Genomic DNA, 26379 nt, shown 5'->3' on the forward strand with positions numbered 1-26379 from the left:
GTGATTCCTTTCCAGGAAAGGCGCACTGAGGTCCAAGAGGGATCAAAGCCTGTCAATGCTTAGCATTACCCCTGTAACGCCAGAAGGCGCCCGGCAGGGCCGGACGCCTTCTGGGCTGCGCGCTGGGTCAGCTCGCGTAGTCGGGGTAGCCGAAGCCCACGATCTGAGACTTCTGGCGGACCTTCTGGTTCACCGAGTTGTCGGTGTTGCCCTCGACCGTGTTGACGGTGCCGTCGCCGTTGTCCTTGACGACGAGACCGACATGGTCGATGTCGTTGATGCCGCCGTCGGAGCCGTCCTGCCAGTCGAAGAACACGACCGCGCCCGGCTTGGCCTCGTGGCCCCAGCGGCCGGTGTCCTTGAACCAGGTGGCGTGCTGGACGGTGTAGGCGTCCCAGCCCATGTTCTTCACGCCGGTCTGGGCGCCGAGCCACGACACGAACATGTTGCACCACTGGGCGCCCCGGTAGTCCTTGACCGGGAAGCCGCCGTCGCGCGCGGCGGTCTGCTTGGCGTGCGGGGTCGAGATGTACCAGTCGTGGTACTTGGTCTCGCCGCCCTTGCCCTCGTGGACGCCGACCTGCTTCTCGGCCAGCTTGATGACCTCGTCGGGCTTGACCGCGTGCGGCGCGACCTTGAAGCCCTGCCGCTCCGCCTGGACGGCTGCGGAGACCTTCGCGGTCTTGGCGGACCCGTGCGAGACGGTGCCCTTCTCGGCGGTGCCCTTCTCGGCGACCACGGACGCCTGAGCAGGGGTCTCGGCGGCGGCGCTGCCGTCCGCGAGAGGGCTGAAGACGGCGAGCCCGACGGTCCCGGCGAGGACGGCGCTGACGGCGACGCCGACGGCCTTGTCCTCGGGCGTGAAGCGGTTGAGCGAAAGACGATCGAAACGACCGGTCATACAGGGAATCTCCTTGTCTTCCATGACGCCTACCGGGTTAGCTGACGGATTCGGGCATGGAAGTAGCCCTACGGCGCGACTCTCGGGCGCGCCGATTCACCCCTGGAACCTGGGTCCCCGGCTCCGCCGGTCGGATCGACCGGACGGACTCGGCCTCGCACCGCGGGGGCGGTGCAGACTTTTCGGATCTATCTCAGTGACTGATCTTGATGAGGGGGCGCGCATCGTGTGGCGCGCATCGCGTGCAGACTCCGCTCCGCGATCCTCGGCCGCGCATGGGGCGGCCGGCCGCAACGCATGGGTCGCGCCGCGCGGCAGCGCAGGGAAGCGCGCTGCGTGATTCGGATAGAAGGTACCAACCTTCTCAAGAAAAGCAAACCAGGCACAAAACTGCGTCTTGCCTGCTCAAAGCCCTTCCAAGAGACTACCAACACCGCACGGGCCCCGCGTCTTCCGGATCTTTGCCGAACTACCCCTCAGCCCTTTGCGCGCAGGACTTACCGGCGTGCGCGGAAAGGGTAAAGAAGGCCACGGAGGGTGCCCGCCGGCCACCTTCCCGCGGCCCGCGTGCGCGGCCCAAGTCACACAGCGCGATCACCGCAGGTCAAGCGTGGCGTCCATCACCCGCGGGCGGTGGACGTCACTCCACGTAGAGAGCGAAGAGCGTGGTGTCGTCCGCCGCCCGGTCGTGCTCCATCCGCGCCAGCACCTCGTCCAGCACCAGGTCGGGGCGCACGGCGCTGTCCTGGAGGATGCCGGTGAGGCGGACGATCCGCTCGTCCAGGTCGGCGTCCCTGCGCTCCACCAGGCCGTCGGTGTACAGGAAGAGCATGTCGCCCGACTGGAGCTCGGTGGTGATCGTCGTGTAGTCCCAGCCCGGCATGGCGCCGAGCATCGGGTCGCGGACCACCTCCAGCGGCGCCGCCCGCCCGTCCCGGACCAGGATCGGCGGCGGATGGCCCGCGCACGTCCACTTCAGGACGCGCCCGGACGCGTCGAAGTGGCCGACGACGGCGGTGCCCGTGGCGGGCGGGTCCATGGTCCCGACCAGCTCGTTCAACCAGCCCACCAGCCGTCCCGCCGGCTCCCCCGTGCAGGCGAGTCCGAGCAGCCCGTTCCGGGTCCGCGCCATGGCCGCCGCCGCCGGCAGCCCGTGCCCGGCCGCGTCCCCGATCGCGAACATCCCCCGGCCGTCCTCCAGCGTGCGTGTCGCGAACCAGTCCCCGCCGATCCGGGCCGTGCTCTCCGCCGCCAGGCTGCGCAGCCCGGTGACCAGGCCCGGCAGCTGCTCCACCTGGTCCTCGTCGGGCAGGATCGCGCGGCGCAGCGTCACCGCCACGCGCCGCTCCTGCGCCGTCCGCGCCTGCTGGCGCAGCATCTGCCGGCGCGTCTCGGCCAGCGCCCGCTCCACCCCGCGGCGCCGGGTGATGTCCTGCGAGACGATGTTGATCGAGACCGGCAGCCCGGACTCGCCGAGCACCGGCTCGGCGAACACCCACAGGTGGCGCGGCGCCCCGTCCTGGCCGATCACGCGGTGCTCGGCCTCCACCGGCTCGCGGCGCGAGAACATCGTCTGGACGGCCTCCTCGACCAGCGGGAGGTCGTCGTCGGCCACCACCTTGGGCAGGTCGTGCGGCATGGGCGGCACCTCGTCGGGGGCGAGCCCGTAGTTGGCCAGCATCTGCGGCGTCCATTCGGCCTCCCCGGTGGCGAGGTCCCACTCCCCGAAGCCGATCAGGGCGAGCCGCTCGACCCGCTCCAGCCGCCGCGTGACCCGGTCCTCGGCGAAGTGGTACCGCCAGCTCACGCAGACGCCGGTCGGCACCGCGACGCAGCGCACGCTCATCCGCGACGACCGGGACAGGCCGCGCTGGGCCGTCGAGTAAAGGAACGAGGAACGTTCCAAACGCGTCCCGGACTCCAGCACCTCGACGTAGTCGTCGAAGAGCCCGCTGAGCACCGCCCCCGGATCGGTCCGCAGCAGCCGGAGCCCGGTGAGCTCCTCCCGGCCGCGCCCGAACATGTCCTTGGCGACGCCGTTGAGATCGGCGAACAGGAAGTCCGCCACGTTCCCGTCCGCCGCCCGCACCGGGACGAGATGGGCGGCGGAGTCCAGCGCCCCGTGCAGCACCGCCTTCGCCGCCGGGTCATCGGGCACCCCCGCGAGGATCTGCTCGTCCCCCGCGGTGTCCTCGGCCGTCACCCGGCGCAGCACGTCCTCGGCGTCCGACAGGACGGACCGCCGCTCCGCCGCCTCGCCCTCGGCGCGCGGCGCCCGCCGATCGGCGATCACGGCCCCGACCGGCCCGCCGCCACCGTCCTTGACCAGCAGGGACGCAGCCTCGGCCAGCTCGATGTCGAGATCGCGCGCCAGCCAGATCAGATGCTGCAGCGCCTCCCCCGGTGGGACGCCGAGCCGCCTGGCCAGCACCACGCGCGCCTCGGCGAGGACCGCGCGATCGTGCGCGGCGCCCCGCAGGTCCTCCAGGTCCGCAACGTGCACCCCGGGCTGGGTGCCCTCCGGTTCCGCCAACCCTGTCCCCCGTTCGGCGACACATGCCCCTGGGAGAAAAAAGCTACATACGTCTCCTACGGACGATTCGCCCAAAACCCGGTAAACAGCGCAGATCTTTGCCCGGGTTTTCCCTCCCCGCCCGAACTCAACGGGTTCCGGTGACCGTCCCGGGGGCGAAACCTGGTCACGCCGCGCGGTACACCTGCCCGGTCAGCTTCGTGATCCTCGCCGCCGCCGTCCGGAACGACGAGCCCGCCGGATGCAGCGTCAGCACCACCACGATCTCGTCCCCCACGATCCCCGTCGTATGCAGCACCGGCCGCCCCAGCCCGAGATCCGGCCGCCAGGCCACCCCCTGCGCACCCTTCCGGCACGGCTCCGCCGGAGTCTCCCCGAACCCGGACCACCCCTGCTTCACGGCCCACGGCCGCTTCAGCGCCCCCGGTATCCCGAACGTCTGGTCGAACCCGTCCGTCCCGCACGGCGTCGAGTGCCGCAACTGCTCCAGCACGAACTCCCGCTGAGCCTTCGGCGCCTCGTCCAGCAGATACCGGTACATCGCGACCACATCCCGCGCGCTGAGAGCCGTGTACCCCCAGAACCCGGGCTTCTCCGCCGGCGGCGCCGCCGTGTCCCGCAACCCGACCCTCCGGACCATCCGCTCGATGATCGCCTTCTGCCCACCGCGCCGCCAGAACTCGGTGGCCGCCCCGTCATCACTGGACCGCAGCATCGGCACGAGCAGCTTCCGGTCCGCCGCCGAGACCCGGTGCCGATCCATGTAGTCCAGGGCGATAAGGATCTTCACCACCGACGCCGACCGATAGGTCCGGCTCGCCTGCCGCTCCAACACAACCCGCCCGGCGGCCCGATCGAACACGACATACGAAGCCCGTACCCCCGCCGGCACCCGCACGACCGGCGCTTTGGACACCGAGGGCGCCGGCGCCTTCGACCCGGACCGCGTCCTCGTCGGCTCAGGACTCCCGCTCACCGGCCGAGACCCTCCCCCGCACCCGCACAGCAGCACCAGGCACGCGACCCCGGCCGGCACCACCCGCAAAGACACCATCCGGCCTGCCTACCAGAGATCCACAGGCCCCGTATCTCGTTACGCACGACCCCGCAGACTGCGCTACAGTAATCACGCCCGCTCCAACGGGCACCGGGACGTAGCGCAGTTTGGCAGCGCACTTGACTGGGGGTCAAGGGGTCGTGGGTTCAAATCCCGCCGTCCCGACAGCAGGTCAAAGGCCGGATCCGATCGAGCGGACCCGGCCTTTTCCCGTGTGTACAGCAGCAAAGTACAGCTAGGCGTCCTGGTCGTTGGTCCCCGGCTGGTCCCCGTCGGCGCCAGTGAGGCTGTCCCCCAGACGCCTCAGGGCCTCCCTGGTGATCTCGGTTGGCACCTCCGTGTAGACCTCCATGGTGATGCTGATCTGGCTGTGCCGGAGGATCTGCATCGCCGTCCGAGGGTGGACGTCCAGCGCAGCCAGGAGTCGACCGCAGGTGTGCCGCGTGTCGTGCACCCGGATAGGACGAACGCCGGCGCGCTGGCTCCGGTAGGCAAAGCTGCGACGGACCGGCCGACCGGCTCCGCCAGCCCGTCCGCCCCTTGAGCCCATCGCATAAGCCCGATGCCCCTATAGGTGTCAAGCCGCGAACACCACGTTTCGTGGTTCTCGCGTGGGACGGATCAGGTTGAAGATCTCGCGGGCGTTGTAGCGCTTGAGGCAGCGGACGATTTCCCGTTTGGTCTTCCCCTCGGCGATGCGTCGTTGCAGGTAGCTGCTAGTGCGCTGGTCGTCGCCGCCGGCTCAACCGCGGCCGCGACCGTCAGGCCAACGCCGCCCTGTTCCGCATCGTCACATCCCGTCTGCGCTAGTGGACGGGTCGGGCGAGGGAGGACTCTGTGTGAACGCTGCGAAATCAGCGGCCGGAGGTGCTGGAGCTCCTGCTCGCTGATCCCGTCCTCCAAGATCACCGGGTCGTGTGGCGGCAGCATGCAGCGCCCGTCTGCGTGCATGCTGCCGTGAACGATGTACGGGCAGCGTCCCGGCCCATGATAGCCATGGCCCCGTGGGGTCACCTCGACGACCCGGTCGCACCACTGGCAGCGGCACCACCATGCCCAGTGAACTGACAGGTTCAGGGGTTCGAGGGGTATGAATCCGACTCGCCGCACGGCGGCGGCCACATCGGCGGGCACGGACGGGTCGGATAGATATCGCTGGCCTCGTTCCCATTCGGCCTGCACGGCAGCGGCCACGGTCATGTAGGCCTCGCCGGTGGCGGCCTGGCGGCGACGAATGCGGCGCTGCAGGTTACGGGAAGGGCGACGATGAGGGTCGGCGGGTATGACGTCCTCCGGCGAGGTCCTACGCACACCGCTGGACGGCATGAAACCGGGAACCACGCGTCGTCCATGGACGCTTCGTCGTCGGCGCACCAGCGGCGTAGGCGCTCAGTACTCAGACCGGCAGGCGTGGCTTGCCGAGACGGAACGATACCGACCGATGACAGCCCGCGCAGTGGAGTCTCTGAAATCTGCCCCTTGGCCAGAGCGAACGTCCTTGTTGAGTTGCAGGTGGCCAGTGCGGCTGCGCTTGGATGGGGATGATGCCTTCGTCGTCTCCTCCAGTGCGCAGGCCGCCCGGCGGCGGCTGGCCGATCAGCTTCGCGAACTCCGGACGGCTGCGGGGATTTTTCCGGTGTGGAGTTCGCGCGCAGGGCTGGGTGGCGGGACTCGACGAACATCTCGAAGATCGAACGGGCCGTCCGGCCGGCGTCGGCCGAGCATGTCCAGGAGGCCGCGGCCGGCACTTACGAGGCCGGACGTCTCGGGCACGGCCCGGCGGACAGCACAGAGGTCCTCCAGGTCGCCAAGCACACCGCGCTGCATCTGGAGATGCGCGATACCTACGACCCTTCGCACCCGGCCTTTCAGGATTTCGTGTCGGGCGGCTCGGGCTCGTACGAGATGACGAATTGGCGGAAGATCGTCCAGGACGCGGTCGAACGAGGTGTAACGATCCGCCGCGCCCGCGTGGTGTCCGAGCCGCTGTCGGACTACATCCGATGGGAGCACATGCTCACCTCGCAGAACGTCGCGGCGGGTGAGGACGTGCGTTGCCTGGCCGCGTTCGAGCGGGTGTGGGAGCGCGCGATCCCGCACGAGCAATACGAGTTCCCGAGCCGCGACTGACAGAGGACGGGCCTGGGACTCCTAGGCCTGGGGATACACCCCCGCCGAGCCACCCGTCTTTCCTTCCACGGGCGATGGATGGCCTGGCCTCACGAGCGAGGATTCAAGAGCCCTTGCGCCACCCCGGCGGCATCCCCCTTGCCGTCGGTGCTGCCGTTCACGGAGCACTCCGACGCCGCGGAGCCCCCGAACTGTGCGATAACCGCCACGACCGGTGCACCCAGCCCGGACGACTCCCGCTCGGTTAAGTCCTGGTGCTGTGGTGTCCAAGCATCTGCGCGGCACACGCCAGGTTCGAGTGCGGTGCACTCATCCTGCCCGACGGCTGTGTCGCCTGGGCCTTGCCTACCGGGCAGGACCTCGACGTCACCACGCTGGTGCGTGCGCTGGGCACCTGGTTCGGCCAACCGGCCTGAGCGCCGTATTAACCGTCGTCTCAGGTTCGCTCGGTAGGAAGCAGGCATCAGATACGCGATGTAATCCGTATGTAGGAGGCCAGTGATGGCAGTCGACGCAGCGCCGTCCGGGGAAGCGCCGGCCGGTCGGTTGGCCGGTCGGTGGGTGCCGTGGTTGGTGATTGGCTTGTGGGTGGGGCTGGCGGCGTTCATGGTGCCGCTGAGCGGAAAGTTGAGCTCGGTCACCACCGACAGCGCCGCGGACACCCTGCCGGCCAGTGCCGAGTCCACCAAGGTGGCTGTGCTGGAGGACCGGCTCCCCGCCGGGGACGACAACACGTTCGTCTTCGTGTACCACCGCGCCAGCGGCATGACCGACGCCGACCGCGCGACGGTCGAGCGCCACTACAACACCCTTGCCAAGCGGTACCCGCCGAAGGTAGCGGCCCCGGCCGGCGGCGAGGACGAGGGCCCACCGACGAGATCCGCCACCGACGGCAAGGCGATGATGTTCACCCTCCCGGTGAGCACGACCTACGGCGCACCGGAGGCCATCGTCGGCCCGTTGCGTGACGCCGCGAAGGACCGCCCCGCCGGCCTGGAACTCGACGTGACCGGCCCGGCCGCGGTCGACGGCGACATGGACGCCGTCTTCGACGGCATCGACTTGCAGGTCTTGCTCACCACCGTCCTCGTCGTCACGCTCCTGCTCATCCTCACCTACCGCAGCCCGGTGTTGTGGTTCATCCCGCTCGTGGCCGTGGGCGCGGCCGCACTGACCGCGATGGCGACCGTTTACCTGCTCGTCAAGGGCTTCGGCATCGTGGTCAACGACCAGAACTCGGCGCTGCTGACGATCCTGGTATTCGGCGTCGGCACGGACTACGCGCTGTTGCTCATCGCTCGATATCGGGAGGCACTGCACCACCACGAGAACGTCCGGGTCGCGATGGTCCGCGCGCTACGCGGCGCGGCGCCGGCCATCGTCGCGTCCGCGGCCACCGTGGTCGCCGGCCTGCTCTGCCTGCTCGTCGCGGACCTGAACAGCACCAGCGGGTTGGGGCCGATCGGTGCGGCCGGCATCCTGTGCGCGCTGGTGGCCATGCTGACGCTGTTCCCGGCGGTGCTCGTGGTGCTCGGCAGGCGGATCTTCTGGCCGGCCATCCCGCGGTTCAGCACGGCTGTGGAGGAGAAGCCGGGGCTGTGGGGACGGCTTGGCGCCGCCATCAACCGCCGCCGGTGGGTGGCGACGCTCGGCTCGCTCGGAATCCTGGGCATGCTCGCCATCGGGCTGGCGGGCAACACCGGCGCCCTGCGGGAGCAGGACCAGTTCCTGTCCGCGCCGGAGTCGGTCACCGGGTTCACCGTTCTCCGCCAGCACTTCCCGGAGCTCGGCGGCCAGCCGATGACGATCTTCACGCGGCCGGCGCACCAGGAGCGGGTGCTCGACATCGTCAAGGACACTCGCGGTGTGGCCCTGGCCATCCCGGAGGAGACCAGCGGCGGCTGGGCCAGCATCTCCGTGTTCCCGACGGACGCGCCGGAAACCGCCGCAGAGTACGACACGATCAAGCGGGTGCGCACCGCCGTGCACGCGGTGAGCGGGGCGGAGGCGATCGTCGGCGGGCCGAGTGCGGAGAACCTCGACACCGAGGTGACCACCAGCCGCGACGAGAAGCTGGTGATCCCGCTGGTGCTCGCCGTCGTCCTGATCGTCCTCGGGCTGCTGCTGCGCGCGATCGTGGCCCCGCTGGTCCTGATGACCACCGTGATCGTCTCATTCGCCGCAGCCTTCGGCGGCAGCGTGTTCGTCTTCGACACGATCCTCGGGTTCAAGGGCGTCGACTATTCGGTGCCGCTGCTGGCATTCCTGTTCCTGGTGGCGCTCGGCGTCGACTACAACATCTTCCTGACCAGCCGGGCCCGGGAGGAGACCGTGCGTCTCGGCACCAGGGAGGGCATGCTCAAAGCCCTCTCCGCCACCGGTGGCGTCATCACCTCGGCAGGCCTGGTCCTGGCGGCCACGTTCGCGGTCCTCGCCACACTTCCGCTGGTGATGCTGATCGAGGTCGGGTTCCTGGTCGCCTTCGGCGTGCTGCTCGACGCCCTGCTGGTGCGGTCGGTCCTGGTGCCCGCCCTCACCCTGCTGATCGGCCGGCGGATCTGGTGGCCGAGCCGGCTGTCCCGTCCAGCGGCGGAGCTGCCGGACGGTCAACAGTCGCTCGCCGACGACGAGGAGCCCACGCTGCAACGGTGAGCGCGGCGGCACGGACGAGATCCGGGATGGGGACCCAGCCCTGTCCCGGATCTTTTCATGGGCCCGACGGCCGCCGCCCTTCGGTCCTGCGCCGTGCGGCCGGGGTTGGGGTCGGCGCACCGCGGTGTCGTGCCCGACGGTGAGCCGCGCGGGGCCGTGCCCGAGGGCCGCCGTCCCTTGTCCTACGCCGCGCCGCCGGGGCGGGTCACCGCGGTGCGGTGTCGTCCCCGGCGGTGAGCCGCGCGATCGGGGCGGGCGGGGCCGCGGCCGGAAGGTCGACCCGAAGCAGCGCGCCACCGCGTGCGGAGCGGGCGACGGTGGCCCGGCCGCCGTGGGCGTCGACGACCCGCTGCACGATCGACAGCCCCAGACCGGATCCCGGCAACGCCCGGGCGCTGTCGGCACGGTAGAACCGATCGAAGACCCGCGGTACGTCGGCGGCGTCGATGCCCGGCCCGGCGTCGTCGACCTCGAGCACCGCCGACGCGCCCTCGGCACGGAGCCGGATCTGGACCGGCTGGTCCGCGGGGGACCACTTGCCGGCGTTGTCGATGAGGTTGAGCACCGCCCGCTGGAGCGCGGCGGGACGCCCGCTCACCCACACGGAGGTCACGTCGAGCGCGACCTCGATGTCGGGCACGCGGGAACGCGCCCGGGTCGCGGCGGCCACCACCACGTCGGCGAGGTCGAGCAGCTCGGTGCTCTCGTCGCTGACGTCGCCGCGCGCCAGGTCGGTCAGCTCGGCGGCAAGGGTGCTCAACTCGGTCACCTGGGCGCCGAGATCGTTGAGCAGCCGGGTCCGGCTCTCCGCCGGTAGTGCGCTGTCCAGGGTGCCGCGCCGATCGAGCCGGATCAGCAGCTCGACGTTGAGGCGCAGGCTGGTGAGCGGGGTCTTGAGCTCGTGGGCGGCGTCCTCGGCGAGCAGCCGCTGGGCCCGCCGGGAGTCCCGTAGCGCGGCGAGCATGTCGTTGATCGACTGGATCAGCCGCCGGATCTCCCCACCGCCCTCGTCCGGGATGCCGGCGTCGAGATCCCGGGTGTGCGCGACACGTACCGCGGCGGCGGTCAGCCGGTCGATCGGTGCCAGCCCGGTCCGCGCCACGGCCCGCCCGACAAGGGCGCCGCCGACTACGCAGAGCAGCCCGATCAGCAGCATGCCCAACCCGAACCGGGTGATCGGGCTGTCGTCGTCGGCGACGCGGGCCACCTGGACGGCGCCGTCGCCCGCCCGCAGCGTGTAGATGAAGTAGCCGTCGCTGTCGTTCGACTCCATCAGATCGGCCGACGCGCCCTGCGCCACGCGCCCGGCGTGCTCGCTGACCGGGGGCAGCGCGGGTTGGCCGGCCGGCGTCCGGGTCGAGCCGTCGGGCAGGATGACCCGCACCAGCCGACCGGATCCGGGATACGGCGGTAGCTGGACCTGCGCCAGACCGGCGCGCTCCGCGTCCGGCGCCAGGACGCGGGAGTCGGCGCGTAGCTGATTCTCGGCGGTGTCCTGCAGCTCCCAGTTCAGTAGCTCGATGCCCACCTGGAAGGCCACGAACACGCTGACCGCGATGGCCGTCGCCGCGATCACCGTCAGCCTGGTACGCAGGGACCGCCGGCGCCACCATCGGGTCAGCCGGCGCGGTTCCCGGCCGGCGGACCTGCTCACGGAGGAGTCTCCCGCAACGTGTATCCCAGGCCGCGCAGCGTGTAGATCAATCGCGGCTCACCCTCGGCCTCCATCTTGCGGCGCAGGTAGCTCACGTATACCTGAAGGTTGTTGGCAGTGGCGCTCATGTCGAAGCCCCAGACCGCCTCGAACAGCGCGTCGCGGGTCAAGACCCGGGTGGCGTTGCGCACGAGGACCTGCAGGAGGGAGAACTCGGTCCGGGTCAGGCGCAGCGGCCGCCCGCCCCGCCACGCCTCGAACCTGTCGGGATCGAGCCGGACGTCGGCGAACGACAGGATCTGCGACTCCCCGTCGGGCGGCGTGCGCCGGCGCAGCAGGGCCCGCACCCGGGCCAGCAACTCCTCGGTGGCGAACGGCTTGGGCAGGTAGTCGTCGGCGCCCGCGTCCAGCCCCGCGACCCGGTCGGAGACCTGGTCACGGGCGGTCAGCATCAGCACCGGCAGATCCCGGCCCGCGGCCCGCAACCGCCGGCAGGTCTCCAACCCGCCGACGCGGGGCATCATCACGTCGAGGATCAGCAGATCCAGCGTGTCACCGCCGGCCCCACCGACCCCGTCGAGCACGGCGAGACCGTTGGCGACGGTGCTGGTGTCGTAACCCTCGACCTGGAGCACCCGCTCCAGCGACTCACGGATGGCCCTCTCATCATCCGCGATCATGATCCGCACGCCGGCCCGCCCCCTTCCAGTCGATGCTTTTGCCGCTCATTGTCCCCGATCAACCTGAGACCAGGATTAGGGCCTGTTTCAGAAGTCGTTCTCTTGCTCGGGACGGCGTAGCCCGTCGTGGACCTGGAAGACATGGAAGGCCCAGTGGGCAACGGCGTTGGCGGCCTTGTCTGGGTCGGTGTACCCGAGGCCTGGGGCGAGGGCCAAAGAACGCCAAATCTCTTTCCGGGGACGGTTCCGGAGCGTCATGGTCATTGGTGCAGCCACTCCCTGCCTGAGGGGACCCAGCCATGACCGGATGGGAACCGGTCTCGTGAGGCGCCCGGCGTTTCTCGCGACCGATCACGTCACTCGGCCCGTTCGCCGGTGTCGGGTCTGCCTCTCGGCGGGAACGGCGGGTCGTGTCAGGCTTCCCAGTTGGTATCCGGCCCGTCCGTTCGGGCGAGGTCAAATGCGGAGCGGGGCTGAGGTGGCCAGCGCTATCGAGCAATCGGGGGAAGCACGTGATTCAGGCGGTGGACACGGCCGACGACTCCAGTCCGGCGATACGGCTGCGCCACGAGTTGGCCGACACACTGCTCGCCCGGGGCCATATCGTCTCTGCAGCCGTGGACAACGCGTTCCGCACGGTCCCGCGGGCGCTGTTCGTCCCCGCCGGCACAGCCTTGGACGTCGTCTACAGCGTCGACAGTCCAGTGATCACCAAGACCGACGAGCACGGCGCGCACATCTCCTCGGTCAGCGCGACCTACATCCAGGCCCGCATGATCGAAATGGCCGGACTCGCGCCCGGTATGGCAGTGCTGGAGATCGGGTCGGGCGGCTACAACGGCGAGGTTGCGGATGGTGGCCGTGGCGCACGGTTACGCGAAGTCACCGCAGCAGCGTGTTCCGCAACGTGATGCTGTGCCGAAGGCGCAGCCTGCGCAGCTCGTAGTGGGCGAGGGCGGACACCGTCAGCGGTGCCCCCAGCAGCAGCGCCATGGCCAAGATGCCCGGCACTCCCTCATAGGCATCGGTGAAAAGGTTGACCAGGGCCATCACCCAGGACGCTGACACGCTCACCAAGGGCGGCACAACCTCGTGGATGTCGGCTGTCCGGAACACGTTGGTCAGCGACAGGACAATGCCGTAGACCGCGAAGGGGAGCATCCAGAGGAACAGAACCACGCCGCCCGGGATCAGAACGATCGGTCCGACCGCTTCGCGCAGACCGCCGAACTCCGGTGCGGCCGCGATCACGAAGGTGAACATGGAGCCGAAGATCGCCCCTACCGCGATCAGCGGGTGGCGGACCCGGCGCGCGAACGCGCCCCGGTTCGGCGGCCGGGCGGCCAGGACAAAGCCGCCCACGACCAGCGGGAGAGCGCAGGTGAGGATCAAAACGTTGATCCAGGCGTCATCGAACCTTTCACTCGCCAGTTCTTTGGGGGCGGTGACCTTGTAGACCACGGCCACGGCGAGAGACACCACGATGCCTGCCCAGGCACGGACGAACTGCAACTTCCTGACGCGCGAATCGACGATCAGGTCCGGTCGGGAGGGCAGAAAAGCCGCCCGCGCGGCCAGGAACGGGTTCAGCATCCGGAGGATCCGTCTCGCGCGCGTCGGCGGACGCGGAGGCGGCTGAGGTTCCGGCTGCCAATGCGGCGGCGGGTAGGGCGGAGGCGGAGGCGGATACTGCGGCGGGTAAGGCCGCGGTGGGTAAGGCGGATACTGCGGCGGCGGCCCCTGCTGCCATGGCGGCGGCCCTCCGTACCCGTGATGAGGCGGCCTGCCCTGCGGCGGTATGGGGGGCGGCCGTTGCCCACCCTGCCCCCACGGCGGACCAGCGGGACCTGTCACAAGGAACTCCTCAGGGTGTCACCACCGACTTCCACACCCGGAAGCGGCCCGGAAACATAATGCATGATCTGGACCGGCTCCGGTGGTCAGACGCCAACCGCCCCGCGAACTCGCACCAGTCCGGCGGGCGTCAGGACGGCGTGGGGCCGCTGGACATGTACGGGAGCGGGCACCACGCTGTGGTGTCGTCGACCACTCGCAGGCGGTCTTTGGCTAGGAATTCCAGGCCCATGTAGCGACGGGCTTCGGTCCATCCATCGGTCTGTTCCATCGGGACTTCAGTCCCTGGCGTGGCTATCTGGCAGCAACGCCCCAGAGCCCCGTCCTAGGCCGAGCGCCGTGGGGTGCCTAAGGTTGACGCTGTGGGGCGCACGACGGGACCGGGGGGCCGGTGGAAGAGTTCACGGCTCCAGTGCGCCATTCTGGCGCAGCCAGGCGCGCCCCTGGGCTACTCCAACAACAGAAGAGCCGCAGATCGAAACCCCTCGAAAGAGGTCTTGACCTGCGGTTCTTCAAACTGTATGTCAGTACTCTGAGTAGCCCCGACGGTGTCCCTGCCAAAACCTCATCCCATCCGTGCAGGTCAATCGGAATACTCGTACTCGTTGAGGGTTCCGCCCAGATGTTGCGTTCTTCGGACGTTCAGGTCGGCGATCTGGTCGGGTTCGGTGATCGGTGGAGGCAGTGGCTTCAACGGGCGGGCGTTGGCGATGCCCTGATGAGGCCGGTGCTCTGCTCGTTGTAGGCCGATGCTCGTTGTAGAAGGTCTCGAACTCGCGGAGGTCGTGGAGCAGGTGCCGCTGGTTCCAGATCAGAGTCCGGTCGAGCAGGTCGCGGTGGCAGGTCTGCACCCACCGCTCCATCACCGCGTTCATCCTCGGCATCCGCACCCCGGTCGGCACCGCCCTGATGCCGGCATCGGCCGAGACGGCGTCGAACAGGTCAGGGAACTCGCCGTGCACCCGCCGGTAGCCCCAGCCCGGGTTCTCCCACACCAGGCGCAGTACCAGCAGCCGGACGGAGCGGACGGTCGGCGGCCGGCCGCTGGGGTTCGGAGCGAGCGGCGGGCCCGTCGGCGATCAGGTCACGGTCCGAGCGCAGCACGGTGCCCGGCCAGACTAGGAGCCGCATCCGCCGCAATGCCCCCGCGAGGCAGCCCGTGCAGCAGCGCCGCCAGCAGTGCCCGGTCCGCCGCTGTGAACCGTACCCGCTTTCCGGCAAGCTGGCGCTCCAGCACGGTGATCTGATGCCGCAGCACCAGGATTTCGGTGTCCTTCTCCCGATCGGTCATCGGGAGAAGGCGAAGGGCCGCGAAGGTGTTCGCCACGGTCAGGTAGGCCAGTCGCAACAGCAAGCAACCCGTCGTCCCGCGGCACAGCGGTGTCGTGGCCCGTCCGGAACCGTCCAAGCCCGGCGCCGCCGCCTGCCAGGCACTACGTCTGTCACCTGCACGAACGTACTTTTCGGCAAGCACAACGTCTCCGTTGTACAGGCGGCGCTACTCGCCGATCTTCTTTGAGTACAGCGTGATGGTGGTGCCGGGCTTGACGATGGTGCCGGCCGGTGGGGTCTGACGGACGACGACCCAGTTCCGGTCCCACAGCAGCATCCGGCCCTGACCGGTCGCGTCCGTCTCCGCGAGCATGAACAGGCCATGTGCCTGCATCTCGTTCTGGGCCTTCTGATGATTGTGGCCGACGACGGCTGGGACACGGATCCGTGACGGCTTGGCGACTCTCGTCTTCGTCGGCGGGGCCGCGGCCTTCGGCGTCGTCGTCACGGCCTTGCTTGGAGTGGGCGTGACGGTGACGGTCTTAGCAGGCGCCGCGGTGGTACCGGCGGGCTCGCAGGCGGCGAGCGTCAGAGCCGCGGCAACGGCGGCCGCAAAGAGGGTGGTGCGCTGCATGGTCTTCCCCGTGTTGTTCAGTTCGGGCCGGTTTTTATCATGGCTGGCTCTTCGAGTTCACCTCATAGCGAGCGCAGGTGTTTCTGTGACGCGCTGTGCTCATCCGTCGTGCACCTCAGGAAGGGAGGTGTCACGATTCAGCCACGCAGAGTTCCGGGGTTTCCCGGACCCGATTCTGGATCGAATGAGACGACCGTGTGCGCCGCGAACATCCAGGACCGCGACGGGGCCAAGGGGGCGCTGCCGGGCCTGTATCTCACCTCGCCCACGTGCCGGTATGTGTTCGCCGACGCCGGGTTCGCCGGGCGGCTGCTGGACCGGGCCGCCGATACTCTGCGCACCACGGTGAGCGTCGTCCGTAAACCCGCAGACCAGAAGGGGTTTGCTGTGCTGCCCCGCAGGCGGGTGATCGAACTGACCCGGCCTGGCTCACCGGGCACCACCGACTCGCCCGTGACTACGAACGCCACACCTCAAACAGCGAGGCCATGGTCCGCTGGGCCGCGATCGGCCTCATGATCCGCCGCCTGGCACGAGGTGGACAGCCCGCCGTCGTGCCAGCCCCTTCCCGCCTTGAGGCTTTGTGAGGCTTGGCGCGTGTGATGCCTGTGCAGGGCCTCAACGGCCTGGCCCGGAAGTTCCAGCGTCCGGCGCGATTTCTCGGTCTTGGTGTCACCGTTGGCGCGCACCGGCCGCCATACGTGGATGGCGAACATGTCGCGGTCGAAGCAGGGTGGCGTGGCTCTTGATGTAGATGGAGTTCGCGGAGTGGTACGTCCCGGACGGGAACCGCGCGGTTTCGCCGCCGGCGTTGTTCGCTGCTTTGATCGCTGCATTAATCGCTAGGGTGCCGGTGCTCGATCCGAGGGCTAGGCCCAGGCCGACGAGCAGCGCGATTCTCTTAACTTCATCCTCCGGTCAGCTGGTAGCCGCGCATGTTGGTCAGGAGCATGTGGCAGTCCTGGAGCGATCCGGAGGTGTCTTCGATTGAGCGGTAGATACCCCACTTGGGGCGGACGCGGTCGGCGAGGAAGGTGTCGACGCCGGTCTTGCTCGCGTCGATGACGGTGCCCCCGTCGCTCCGGAGAATCCAGCGGACCGAACCGGACGATCCGTTGCCGATCTTCAGCTGGAAGTCGACGTCGATCCATTTGTTCTGCAGCGGCACCAGGTCAGCGCGGCCGACGAGGATGTTGGGCTCGAACACCTTGAGTTCGATCGTCTGGGTGCCGCCGGACCGGCGCAGCGACTGCACGATGATGGGCGCGCTCCCGGCCCCCGGCTGTTTCATCTGCATGATGTGGGTGAAGGTGGTCGTCGCTTTCAGCGAACTCGGGATGTACATCGAGTACGTCACGCGCCAGGTCTCGCCGGATCTCCACTGCAGGTAGGAGCCCCCGGCGGGGTCGCGCATGCCGGTGACCTCCTGGCGCTGCCGGTCGGTGCTGGTGTCGCGGTCGACCATGTGCATGTTGAAGCGGTAGTTGTCCCCGTCGGTGAAGATGTGCGGTTGCCCGGCCGGGTGGGAGTCGGCCCGGTCGTCCTCGATGGTCTCGAAGGCGCGAAGTCCGTCCTTGGCGGGGGACGGGGACCAGCGCAGCTGCCAGGACGCAGCCGCGGCGGGCGGGATTCCGGGCAGTGCCGCGGCCGCCACTCCGCCGACCGCGGCGCCGAGGATCGTGCGGCGTGACGGGTTTCCGGGCGTGCGGGGATGGGTGTTCATCGGTCGCCTCTCTGGGGCTGTGCTCGACAAAGTTCAGGACGGACGTTCTCCGCACGTGAGGACGGGCGTCGCCCAGTCACCCCGGTCGTAACGGAATCCGTCGGGACCGGGGTCGGTGACGATGCGCAGGAACGATGCGCCGGTGAGGTCGCCGGTCAGGTGGACGGCGTCGTCCTGCCAGGTGCGCCGCCCGCTGTCGGCGGCCTTGGTGCCGTCCGCCCAGATCTCGAAGCCGGCGGTGCCCTGGGTCGGGTCGGGACGGGGGTCGCGTTCGTCGTCGATGCCCACGTCCACGGCGAGGGACGTGCACCGGCGGTCGAGGAAGAAGATGATTTCGGCGGGAGCGTGCGTGCCGAGGCCGGTGGCGTAGGTCCGGCCATTGATCGTGAGGGTCCGGCCGTCCCCGGGTTCGGCGCCGCCGACGGAGGTGTTGCGCTCGACGGGGCCGAGACCGTTGCGCGTGACGGCGGCCCAGGGCGCGCCGCCGAGGTTCGTCGTGCCTCTCTGCACCGCCTCGGGCACGACCAGGTCCTCCGCGCCGGACCTCTGGACCTTCCCGGCCGGTGAGGCGTACGACAGGGTGGCCTTCAACGGATGGATCCCCGGCGTCCGGCCGTCCGGTGGGCTGACCCGGAACCTCGTGGTCAGTTTCCCCCCTGTGCGCAGGACCGGCGTGCTCGTCCGGTCCAGGGGCTCGGCGTTCCAGCCGGACGGGGTCTCGATCCGCTGCCCTGCATTGAGCATCGGCGTCCGGCCCCGGTTGGTGACGGTGAGGGTCGCGGTGAAGGGGTGTCCGGCGGGTGTGATCGTCCCTGGAACCCCCGGCGCGGGCGGAGACAGGGCCATGCCGAATTCGGCGAGCGGTGGCCGCCGCCACCAGTTTCCCCCGCTCGAAATCCGGTACGTCACCGTGCCGTGCGGTGGGACGGATGCGGTGAAGGTTCCCGCGCTCTCGAAGTCGCGATGCGCCCACAAGTCGCGGACCAGGTAGGACGGGTGCTCGGGGAGACCCAGTTCGCCTGCCGTCGCGCCGAACGTTGCGCTCGCCTCGGTCTCGTTGAACAGGGTGACCGCGACATCCCCGTCGGCCAGTGGCTTGACGATCACCCAGTGGCCGTCGGGGTTGCGCAGCACCCGGCCCTGGACACCGAGCGGGTCCTGGTCGACCGCGATCATGTCGCGGTTGCCGAGGATCTCCAGGGTCGCGGGCGTCGCGTCCCGCAGATCTGAGCCGATCAGCAGTGGTGCGGCCATGGTGGCCCACAGGCTGAAGTGGGAGCGGTACTCGCGGTCGGTCATTCCGCCGTTGCCGACCTCCAGCATGTCCGGGTCGTTCCAGTGGCCGGGCCCGGCGTAGGGGGCGAGCGGCGCGTTCTGCTTGAGGATGTTCACCATCGAGGTCCAGCTGTCGCTGATGTCGCCGGTCGTCCGCCACAGGTGGCCGACATCCGCTGCCCACTCCCAGGGCTTGTTCTCGCCCCATTCGCACAGGCTGTAGACGATGGGGCGGCCGGTCTTCTTCAGCGCGTCCCGCATCTTGGTGTAGCGCTCGATGGCGGGGCGGCCCTGGTTGTTGCAGTTGTCGTATTTGAGGTAGTCGACGCCCCAGTCGGCGAAGGTCTGCGCGTCGAGTTCCTCGTGGTCGAGGCTGCCGGGCATCGTCTTGGCGCAGGTCTGGGTGCCGGCGCTGGTGTAGATGCCGAGCTTGAGGCCGCGGGCGTGGACGTAGTCGGCCAGTGCCTTGATGCCGCTGGGAAACCGCTCGTGGTGCGGGACGTAACGGCCGGTCTGCGGGTCGCGCTGCTGCTCGGCCCAGCAGTCGTCGATGTTGACGTACTGGTATCCGGCGTCCTTGAGGCCGGAGGAAACGAAAATGTCGGCGGTGTCGCGGATCATCTGCTCGTTGATGTCGCAGCCGGTCGCGTTCCAGTTGTTGAAGCCCATCGGCGGGGTCTTGGCGAGTCCGTCGGGGAGCGCGAGAGCGGGCGGGTCGGCTTCGGCGGCCGTGGTGGTGGCGGCCGTCCATGCGACGGAAGCGGCCAGCAGTGTCAATGCGGTGGTGATGACTCGGATGCGCGGAGGCCGTGGCCTGCGGCTGGCGGGGGGCAAGGGAAAGCTCCCTTCACATGGAGCGCGACGACCTGGCGAGATCGGATGTCTCGCCGTCTTCGATGTGGTCGCGCTCCTGATTCACCTGTCGCCCGCACGATAGATCCGATGAATCTTCTGGACAAGAGGCCCTGAAAGCGTTTTCATAGAGGGCGCCGACGATCACTCCCGCCACCCCCGCCCGCAGGAGAAGCGATGCACAGGCATCCTCTGAAGGCCGCTCTCGGCTCAATCGTCCTCCTCGCCGCCGTCGTCACCGTCCCGGGCACCGCGCACGCCGCCGCTCCGAACTGCGCCGGACTGCCCTGGATGGACCGCTCCCTGTCCCCCGCCGAACGCACCGGCCTGCTGATGGCCCAGATGACGGTGGAGGAGAAGGCGTCCATGACGGCTTCGGTGTCCGATGACCGGCACGCACGCGAGACCCTGCCCATCGACCGGCTCTGCGTCCCCGCGCTGCGGCTCAACAACGGCCCGGCCGGTGTCGGCTCCGGCGGGCCCGTCCAGCCGCAGACCACCGCGCTGCCCGCGCCGCTCGGCCTCGCCGCGTCCTTCGATCCCGCGGCCGCTCGCGCCTACGGCCAGGTCCTCGGCCGGGAGACCCGCGACACCGGCCGCAACCTGATGGAGGGCCCGAACCTCAACATCGCCCGGACGCCGCTCAACGGCCGCACATTCGAGGCGTTCGGCGAGGACCCCTACCTCGCCGGGCGGATCTCCGCCGCCACGATCAAGGGGATCCAGTCGCAGGGCGTCATCGCCGACGCCAAGCACTACCTGGCGAACAACCAGGAGGAGGACCGCGACACCGTCGACGAGCGCATCGACGAGCGGACCCTCCGCGAGATCTACCTGCCCGGCTTCGAGGCGTCGGTCAAGGACGGACGCGCCGGCTCGGTGATGTGTGCCAAGAACCTCGTCAACGGCTCCCACGCCTGCGAGCACGAGCGGCTCCAGCAAGGCGTGCTGAAGGACGAGTGGGGCTTCGAAGGCTTCACCGTCTCCGACTTCGCCTCCTGCTACGACACCGTCCGCTGCTCGTCGGGCGGCATGGACTTCGAGTTGCCGGACGGCAAGCACTTCGGTGCCGTACTGGCCGAGGCCGTCCGGGCCGGTCGGGTCAGCCAGGCCGAGCTGGACGACCATGCGCGGCGGATCCTGCAGACGATGTTCCGGTTCGGGATCTTCGACCGGCCGCAGACCACCCGCCCGATCGACGCCGAGCGGGACGGGCGGGTCGCGCGCCGGGTCGCCGAGGACGCCACCGTCCTGCTCAAGAACGCCGGCGGCGTGCTTCCGCTGAGCAGGCACGACTCGGTCGCGCTGATCGGGCCCGGCTCGGCCGACGCGGTCACCGGCGGAGGCGGCAGCGTCGGCGTCGCGCCGATCTACAAGGTCAGCCCGCTGGAGGCGTTCCGCGAGCGCGGCGTCGACGTCCGGCACGCCCAAGGCATGCCGCCCGTCGACCTCGGGCCGCAGCCCGCCGTCCCGTCGTACGCGCTGACGTCGCAGGACGGGCGCCACGGGCTCACCGCCCGGTACTACGCCAACACCACGTGGTCCGGCCAGCCGAAGATCGAACGGGTCGACCCGTTCGTCGTCATGGACCCCTCCGGCGGGCGGCCCGCCGAAGGACTGCCGCCCGACGGCTGGTCGATCCGTTGGACCGGGGCGTTCACCGCCCCGGCCGACGGCGACTACACCTTCCACCTCACCAACCACGCCGCCGCGTCCCTGTACCTGGACGGCGCGAAGGTGATCGACAACGGGGGCGGGTTCCCCGGCAAGACCAAGTCCTACAAGGCGCACCTCACCGCCGGGCAGGCGCACGCGATCCGGGTCGACTACGCCAAGGCGGGCGGGCAGGCCATGCTCGAACTGGCCTGGACGCCGCCTGCGGACCTCGCCGACCCGCAGATCGCAGAGGCCGTGCGCGCCGCGCGCGGCGCCGACACCGCCGTGGTCTTCGCGGCGAACAAGGACACCGAGGACATCGACCGTCCCGGCCTCGCGCTGCCCGGCCACCAGGACGCGCTGATCGAGGCCGTCGCCAAAGCCAACCCCAACACCGTGGTCGTGCTCAACACCGGCGGCCCGGTGCTGATGCCCTGGGCCGACGAAGTCGCCGGGATCGTCCAGGAGTGGTACCCGGGAGAGGAGCACGGCAACGCCGCCGCGTCCGTGCTGCTCGGCGGGCGCGACCCGTCCGGGCGGCTGCCGATCACGTTCCCCAAGAGCCTCACCGACACCCCCGCGAACACCCCCGCCCAATACCCGGGCGTGGACGGCATCGCCACCTACTCCGAAGGGCTCGACGTCGGCTACCGGCACTACGACGCCAAGGGCATCGAACCGCTCTTCCCGTTCGGCTACGGCCTGTCGTACTCGACGTTCCGGCTGTCGCGTCTGAAGGTGCGCAAGGACCAGGTGACCGTGCACGTGCGCAACACCGGTGAACGGCGCGGCAGCCAGGTCGTCCAGGTCTACGTGGGCGGCGCGGACGACCATGGCGACCTGGGCCCCGGCCAGGTCGCTCCGCCCCGCCGGCTGGCCGGATTCACCAAGATCACCCTGCCGCCGGGCGCGAGCCGCACGGTAACCGTGAAGCTGGACGACCGCGCCTTCGCCCACTGGGACGTGAAAACCCACGCATGGGTGACGACCCCGGACACCTACACCGTCCTCGCGGGCACCTCGTCCCGCGACCTCCCGCTCAAGGCGAGCGTTCGGCGCGGTTGAACGGGACAGGAGGTGGCACGTCGGTGAGCAGCCGGCGTGTCGTCTCCAGTCCCCAGCCGTCCAGGTCGAGGATCCGGTCGGACGAGGCGCGCAGGCCGCCGTGGCGCTCGACCGTGCGCGCCCAGGCCGCGCGCGCCTCCATGGCGGGACGGGCGACCAGGCAGTCGGGGTCGTTCACCCAGAAGCGGCCGTGCTGCCATGCCCGGCCGAGCGTGGTGACCGTGGCGGCGCGCTGGGACGGGCGGGAGTGGTCGCCGGCGGGCGGCTCCACGGTCAGGCCGATGTCGGGGCCGACGCGCATCGCGTCCAGCAGTCCGACGCTCGGCAGGATGGGGGCGCCGCAGCCGAGCAGGTAGGCGTCCGGTCCGATGGCGTCCCGGATCAGCGCGAGGCCGTCGCGGTACGCGGCGGTGGCGGGGACGTCCTCGCGACGCCGTCCGCCGAGCGCGCCCGCGTACAGGAAGTCGATCTTGAAATAGTCGAAGCCGATGGTGCGCAGCCACGTGAAGACGTCGCGCAGGTAGACGCGGGCGCCCGGGTGGGTGACGTCCAGGGCGAAGAGCCGCTGGTCCCAGTTGCGGCCGGCGTCGGCGCCGCCGACCAGCCAGTCCGGATGCTCACGGGCGAGCGCACTGCGCTCCCCCACCAGGAACGGCGCCACCCAGACGCCGGCGCGCCGTCCGGCGGACCGGATCCGGTCGACGAGCGCGGGGAGGCCGGCGAACCGGCCGGAGAAGTACCGCCAGTCGCCGATCTCGGCCTGCCAGCCGTCGTCGATCTGGACGACGTCGACCGGCAGCCCGCGTTCCTCGATGGCGAGGAGGTTCTCGGTGATGTCGGCGGCGGTGACGTCACCGAAGTAGTGGTACCAGGAGCACCAGACCGTGGGCGCGGGTCGCGGTGGTCCCGCTCCTGCCCGGGTCGCGAACCCGTCGGACCAGTCCGCCAGCGCCGAAGCCACGGAGCCGGCGTGCCGGATCTCCTCGGCGGCGCCGTCGGCGGTCACCGTGAGCATGTCGCCGTCCAGCACGGCGCGGATGGACGGGACGTCGGTGACCCCGTCACGCGCCGCGAACAGGTGCACGGCCTCGCCGCCGCCCGGATCGACCGCCAGCAATCCCTCGCCTTGGAAGCCGCTCGCCGGTCCCGGACGGCCCGGCCGCCAGCACATCGTCTGGAACCGCGGGTCCAGCCGAGGCCGCTCGCTCGTCGCGGTGACGGGGTAGTCGGTGGACGGGCTCCAGCTCTGCCATCCGTGCTCGTAGACGCGGGCGCGACCCGGGTCCACCCGGATCTCGGCGATGCGGGTCATCCCTTGGTCGCGCCTCCCGTCAGGCCCTTGACGAAGTGCCGCTGCAGGAACAGGTAGAAGACCAGCACGGGGAGGGTGGCGAGGAGCATCATCGCGAACACGCCGCCGAAGTCGGCCTGGTACTGGCCGATCGAGCGGTAGATGCCGGTGGTGATCGTGGTCCCCTGCCCCGGGCCGAGGATGATCAGCGGGTTGAGGAAGTCGTTCCAGATCCACACCCCGAGGAAGATCAGCACGCTGGCGCTGGCGGGACGCAGCAGCGGGAACACCACGCGCCAGAACACCGTCGCGCGGCCGGCGCCATCGATCGCCGCCGCCTCCTCCAGCTCGACGGGGATCGAGCGCATGAACCCGGCGAACACGAACACCCCGAACGGGACGTAGTACCCGACGTTGAACAGAACGAGGCCCTGCACGGTCGTCATCAGGTGGAGCGTCTGCAGCACGCGGGTGATCGGCAGCAGGATGACCTGCGGTGGGATCATCAGCCCGGACAGCAGCAGGAGCATGACGACCCGCGACCAGCGTCCTCCGGCGCGCACCAGGTAGTGGCCGAGCATCGCCGACAGCACGGTCAGGATGATGATCGACAGCCCGGTGATGACGACGCTGTTGGTCAGGCTCACCCAGAACAGCCGGTCCGGCCTGGTCAGGACGGACCGGACGTTGTCCAGCGTCGGCGGGATCGGCAGCGACGCGGGACTCTCGCTGATCTTCGGCCCGTCCTTGAACACGTTGACGAGCGCGACGTAGAGCGGGACGAAGAACAGCACGCTCGTCGCCAGCGCCACCATCGGCCGCAGCCAGGGGGCCCGATCTCCGGTCACAGCTGCACCTCACGGCGTTGCAGGATCTTCAGGACCACCGCGGTGGCCCCCGCGATGATCACGAGCATGGTGATGGCCATCGCCGAGGCGTAGCCCTGCCGGTTGGCCACGAACCCGGTCTGGATGACGTTGTAGGCGATCGTCGCGGTCGTCCCGGAACCCGGCCCGCCCTTGGTGATCACCTGGACGTGGTCGTACACCTTGAACGCGGTGATCAGCATGACCACGGTGTTGATCGTCAGCGCGGGCGCCAGCATCGGCCAGGTGATGTGCCGGAACCGGGCGACCGGCCCGGCGCCGTCGATCGCCGCCGCCTCCAGCAGGTCGCCCGGGACGCCCTGCAGCCCGGCCAGGTACACCACGACGCAGAAGCCGAGCATCTGCCAGGACAGGATGATGCCCAGCGAGTACAGCGCGTACGAGGGGTCCGACAGCCAGCCCGGCGGATCGTCCACCCCGAGGCCGCGCAGCGACTGGTTGATCAGCCCGTCGTCGGCCATCAGCCGGACCCAGATGATGCTCACCACGACCGTGCTGAGCACGACCGGCGTGAAGAACACCGTCCGCAGTGCGTTGTAGAACCAGCCGCGCCGGTCCAGGACGAGCGCGATGGCCAGGCCCAGCACGTTCGGCACTACGACCACGATGACGGTGAGGATCGTCGTCACCCGCAGCGACATCAGGAACTCCGGGTCCTGGAACAGGAGCCGGTAATTGCGCAGCCCGACGTACTCGGTCGGCGGGTTGAACGGGTTGTAGTTGGTGAGGCTGTAGCCGAAGCTCACCACGATCGGCGCCAGCACGAAGCAGACGTAGACCGCGATGCCGGGCGCGCCGAAGGTCAGGAAGTGCAGCATCGACCGGGGCCGGCGCCGGCGGGGTGGTTCGGCTGCCGGGACGGCCGCGGGCCTGTCCCGCCCGGTCAGGACGCCTTCGACCACTCGGTGTCCAAGAACTTCGCGACCTCCTGTGCGGTCCGGCGCCCGGTGACGAGGTCCTGCGCCGCCGAGTCCCACTTGTCCACCACCCCCGCGGGCATGCCGTCGTCCCCGGACTCGAAGCCGAACGCCGGGACGACGGCGCCTGCCTTGGCGGCCTGCTCGTACTGCCGGTATCCGTCCTGGTATACGGGCCCCGCCTTCGCGGGCGGCGTGTAGCCCGTCACCGCGGGGATCAGCCCGTCGCTGACGGCCGAGGTGTCCAGGTTGGTCTTGTCGAGCTGGTAGGCCAGCGCGAACTTTTTCGCGGCCTCCAGGTTCTTGGCCGACGAGCTGACGAGCAGCCCGCCGCCGGTGAACGCGGGCACGACCTGCCCGCCGTCGTCGGACGGCCAGAAGAACTGGCCGACGCCGAAGTCCGGCTTGGTCTCGGGGTTGTCGGCCGCCGCGGCGAACCAGTTGCCCATCGCGTACATCGCGCCCTTGCCGTCCAGGAACGCCTGCTGCGTTTTCGGGTAGTCGAGCGCCAGGTCGCGCTTGTCGATGTAGCCCTTCGCGGCGAGGTCGGCGAGCTTCTGCGCGCCCTTCACGAACTCGGGGCCGGTGAACTCGACCTTCCCGGCGCGCCGGTCGTGCATCCAGTTCGGGTTCTTGGCGTACACCTCGGTGCCGAGGACGCCGGCCCACGTCGGGCCGAGCGCGTCATGTCCGCCACCGACCACGAGCGGCTTGATGCCCTTGGCCTTGAGCTTGGCGCAGTCGTCGAGGAACTCGGCGTAGTTCTTCGGCGGCCCCGGCAGGCCCGCTTTCGCGAACAGATCCTTGTTGTAGTACACGACCGGGATCGTCTGCGTGTTCGCCGGGAGCTGGTACACCTTGCCGTTCACCGCGCCCTGGTCCGGATGCGTGAACTGCTTCAGCTCGTCCGGCTTCCAGGCGTAGAGCTTGCCGGCCTCGGCGAACCCGGTCGGCGACACCGCGATCATGACGTCGGGGAACTGCCCGGAGGTGAGCAACTGCTTGGCGTAGGCCGTCCGGTCCTCGGTCGGGGAGACGATCTTCTTGACCTTGATGTCCGGGTACTTGTCGGTGACCCGCTTGATGTTGGCGTCCCACACCTGCGGGGTGAGGTTCGGCGTCTCGAACACCAGGAAGGTGATCTCCTTGCCGCCGGACGCGCCGCCCCCGCCCGTGTCGCTCTTCACCGAGCAGGCGCTCGCCGCGCCCAGTCCGAGCGCGATGGCGAGCGCCGCCGCCCAGCGTCTCCGGGTCGTTGGCATGACGGGCGCCCCTTTCACGGCACGATGACGGCTTCGTCATTGCACCTAGGCATTAGATCGGATGTATGTAGGGCGGTCAAGGAA

Annotated in this window: 20 protein-coding genes, 1 tRNA gene and 1 riboswitch; of the genes, 6 read left to right on the forward strand and 15 right to left on the reverse strand. The window is 69.6% G+C overall.

What is annotated here, in order from left to right:
* Window positions 1-127: 127 nt before the first annotated feature.
* The 3 genes from E1293_RS06530 to E1293_RS47300 all read right to left on the reverse strand — a co-directional run bounded on the left by E1293_RS06530 (window position 128) and on the right by E1293_RS47300 (window position 4227).
* On the reverse strand, window positions 128-901 hold the full coding sequence (locus E1293_RS06530) for a CHAP domain-containing protein (protein ID WP_243716055.1): 774 nt from the start codon (window positions 899-901) through the stop codon (window positions 128-130).
* An 11-nt stretch (window positions 902-912) separates the two neighbouring features.
* A riboswitch (cyclic di-AMP (ydaO/yuaA leader) is annotated at window positions 913-1066 on the reverse strand.
* Between the two features lie 475 nt (window positions 1067-1541).
* A complete protein-coding gene (locus tag E1293_RS06535) occupies window positions 1542-3434 on the reverse strand; it encodes a PP2C family protein-serine/threonine phosphatase (protein ID WP_132194880.1) in 1893 nt (630 codons plus the stop codon).
* Window positions 3435-3600: 166 nt separating this feature from the next.
* Complete coding sequence (locus E1293_RS47300; RefSeq protein WP_165978106.1) at window positions 3601-4227, reverse strand: hypothetical protein; 627 nt, start codon at window positions 4225-4227, stop codon at window positions 3601-3603.
* 355 nt (window positions 4228-4582) lie between these two features.
* Here E1293_RS47300 and E1293_RS06545 point away from each other — a divergent pair.
* Window positions 4583-4656: transfer RNA gene (locus E1293_RS06545), tRNA-Pro, on the forward strand.
* 70 nt (window positions 4657-4726) lie between these two features.
* Here E1293_RS06545 and E1293_RS06550 read toward each other — a convergent pair.
* Window positions 4727-5041: a tyrosine-type recombinase/integrase gene (locus E1293_RS06550; protein ID WP_207938699.1), complete on the reverse strand. Its 315-nt coding sequence runs from the start codon at window positions 5039-5041 to the stop codon at window positions 4727-4729.
* Window positions 5042-6129: 1088 nt separating this feature from the next.
* Between E1293_RS06550 and E1293_RS49280 the strand changes: the two genes are divergently transcribed.
* From E1293_RS49280 to E1293_RS06565, 3 genes are all read left to right on the forward strand, one after another.
* Complete coding sequence (locus E1293_RS49280; protein WP_243716057.1) at window positions 6130-6621, forward strand: DUF6879 family protein; 492 nt, start codon at window positions 6130-6132, stop codon at window positions 6619-6621.
* Between the two features lie 254 nt (window positions 6622-6875).
* Window positions 6876-7037 (forward strand): aromatic-ring hydroxylase C-terminal domain-containing protein, encoded by a 162-nt coding sequence (locus E1293_RS50660; RefSeq protein ID WP_424923603.1) that lies wholly within the window; start codon window positions 6876-6878, stop codon window positions 7035-7037.
* Between the two features lie 157 nt (window positions 7038-7194).
* Window positions 7195-9273, forward strand: a complete 2079-nt coding sequence (locus E1293_RS06565) for an MMPL family transporter (RefSeq protein ID WP_243716061.1) — start codon at window positions 7195-7197, stop codon at window positions 9271-9273.
* Between the two features lie 205 nt (window positions 9274-9478).
* On the opposite strand, the gene E1293_RS06570 is transcribed toward E1293_RS06565, so the two are convergent.
* Together E1293_RS06570 and E1293_RS06575 are read right to left on the reverse strand one after the other, a co-directional pair.
* Entirely contained in the window at window positions 9479-10927 is a 1449-nt protein-coding gene (locus E1293_RS06570; RefSeq protein WP_132194886.1) for a HAMP domain-containing sensor histidine kinase, read from the reverse strand.
* Complete coding sequence (locus E1293_RS06575) at window positions 10924-11607, reverse strand: response regulator transcription factor (RefSeq protein WP_207938701.1); 684 nt, start codon at window positions 11605-11607, stop codon at window positions 10924-10926. The genes E1293_RS06570 and E1293_RS06575 overlap by 4 nt, the downstream gene beginning before the upstream one ends.
* Window positions 11608-12119: 512 nt before the next feature.
* Between E1293_RS06575 and E1293_RS06580 the strand changes: the two genes are divergently transcribed.
* Window positions 12120-12518, forward strand: coding sequence for a class I SAM-dependent methyltransferase (locus tag E1293_RS06580; protein WP_132194891.1), 399 nt, complete (start codon window positions 12120-12122; stop codon window positions 12516-12518).
* On the opposite strand, the gene E1293_RS06585 is transcribed toward E1293_RS06580, so the two are convergent.
* The 5 genes from E1293_RS06585 to E1293_RS06605 form a co-directional block, all read right to left on the reverse strand.
* Complete coding sequence (locus E1293_RS06585; RefSeq protein ID WP_132194893.1) at window positions 12490-13200, reverse strand: hypothetical protein; 711 nt, start codon at window positions 13198-13200, stop codon at window positions 12490-12492. The two genes, E1293_RS06580 and E1293_RS06585, sit on opposite strands and share 29 nt — an antisense overlap.
* 1345 nt (window positions 13201-14545) lie before the next feature.
* Window positions 14546-14815: a hypothetical protein gene (locus E1293_RS48500; RefSeq protein WP_207938702.1), complete on the reverse strand. Its 270-nt coding sequence runs from the start codon at window positions 14813-14815 to the stop codon at window positions 14546-14548.
* A gap of 144 nt (window positions 14816-14959) precedes the next feature.
* The gene (locus E1293_RS06595) at window positions 14960-15367 is read right to left on the reverse strand and encodes a PASTA domain-containing protein (protein ID WP_132194895.1); all 408 of its coding nucleotides are present in this window, start codon (window positions 15365-15367) and stop codon (window positions 14960-14962) included.
* A 907-nt stretch (window positions 15368-16274) separates the two neighbouring features.
* Window positions 16275-17090 (reverse strand): polysaccharide lyase family protein, encoded by an 816-nt coding sequence (locus tag E1293_RS06600; protein WP_132194897.1) that lies wholly within the window; start codon window positions 17088-17090, stop codon window positions 16275-16277.
* Window positions 17091-17123: 33 nt separating this feature from the next.
* Complete coding sequence (locus E1293_RS06605; RefSeq protein ID WP_207938703.1) at window positions 17124-19142, reverse strand: NPCBM/NEW2 domain-containing protein; 2019 nt, start codon at window positions 19140-19142, stop codon at window positions 17124-17126.
* A 252-nt stretch (window positions 19143-19394) separates the two neighbouring features.
* Here E1293_RS06605 and E1293_RS06610 point away from each other — a divergent pair, with 252 nt between their 5' ends.
* On the forward strand, window positions 19395-21938 hold the full coding sequence (locus tag E1293_RS06610) for a beta-glucosidase (RefSeq protein ID WP_132194899.1): 2544 nt from the start codon (window positions 19395-19397) through the stop codon (window positions 21936-21938).
* Here E1293_RS06610 and E1293_RS06615 read toward each other — a convergent pair.
* From E1293_RS06615 to E1293_RS06630, 4 genes are read right to left on the reverse strand one after another with little or no spacing between them, the layout of a single operon-like run.
* Window positions 21913-23250 carry a glycoside hydrolase family 36 protein gene (locus tag E1293_RS06615; protein WP_132194901.1) on the reverse strand — a complete coding sequence of 446 codons (1338 nt, stop codon included), beginning with the start codon at window positions 23248-23250 and terminating at the stop codon, window positions 21913-21915. The genes E1293_RS06610 and E1293_RS06615 overlap by 26 nt on opposite strands.
* On the reverse strand, window positions 23247-24077 hold the full coding sequence (locus E1293_RS06620; RefSeq protein ID WP_207938704.1) for a carbohydrate ABC transporter permease: 831 nt from the start codon (window positions 24075-24077) through the stop codon (window positions 23247-23249). The genes E1293_RS06615 and E1293_RS06620 overlap by 4 nt, the downstream gene beginning before the upstream one ends.
* The gene (locus E1293_RS06625; protein ID WP_207938705.1) at window positions 24074-25018 is read right to left on the reverse strand and encodes a carbohydrate ABC transporter permease; all 945 of its coding nucleotides are present in this window, start codon (window positions 25016-25018) and stop codon (window positions 24074-24076) included. Before E1293_RS06625 ends, E1293_RS06620 begins: the two co-directional genes overlap by 4 nt.
* Window positions 25000-26295, reverse strand: coding sequence for an ABC transporter substrate-binding protein (locus E1293_RS06630; RefSeq protein ID WP_132194903.1), 1296 nt, complete (start codon window positions 26293-26295; stop codon window positions 25000-25002). Before E1293_RS06630 ends, E1293_RS06625 begins: the two co-directional genes overlap by 19 nt.
* Between the last annotated feature and the right edge of the window lie 84 nt (window positions 26296-26379).

It is taken from the genome of Actinomadura darangshiensis (genome assembly GCF_004349235.1).
GTDB lineage: Bacteria > Actinomycetota > Actinomycetes > Streptosporangiales > Streptosporangiaceae > Spirillospora > Spirillospora darangshiensis.